The organism is Gilvimarinus algae, from assembly GCF_030518215.1.
In the GTDB taxonomy this organism is placed as follows: Bacteria; Pseudomonadota; Gammaproteobacteria; order Pseudomonadales; family Cellvibrionaceae; genus Gilvimarinus; species Gilvimarinus algae.
Map to the genome: position 1 here is coordinate 1 of NZ_JAULRT010000007.1, position 462 is coordinate 462.

At 59.3% G+C, this 462-nt stretch carries 1 protein-coding gene; it reads right to left on the reverse strand.

The genetic code is table 11. The annotated features are described in order from the left end of the window. On the reverse strand, nucleotides 1-273 hold a 273-nt coding region (locus tag QWI16_RS00010; RefSeq protein ID WP_302710669.1), incomplete at its 3' end, for an ArsR/SmtB family transcription factor. Nucleotides 274-462: the final 189 nt, after the last annotated feature.

Below are 462 nucleotides of genomic sequence, written 5' to 3' on the forward strand. Positions count from 1 at the left end.
CTCATAGGTGTTCTGATCGGCCAGCGAATAATAGATGGTTTTGCCGTCGCGGCGGGTTGTGACCAGACCCTCTTCGCGCAGGCGGGCCAGCATCTGGCTGACGGCGGCCTGTCGAATTTCCAACAGCGTTTCCAGCTCGCCCACTGATTTTTCACCCGAGCCCAGATGACACAGGATCATCAACCGGCCTTCATGGGCCAGAGTTTTCAAATAGGCCGCGGCATCCTGGGCGCTGCGGGCCATTTCAGAGGGCGGGGCGGGGGGCGATTGCATATTCAAGTCGTCTAATCCTGCGCTGTTTCACACTTTCCTAACACGCTCGGATAAAAAGGACGAGAGGACCCGCCCAATCCATTGGCTACGTTGAATATGTGTCTGTGGGCCGCCGTTGGCAAGCCCGCCGCGTTCGCGCGCTATGCAATGGCGCGGTTTCGCCGGTGATTTGCCGCGAAAACCGCCCCG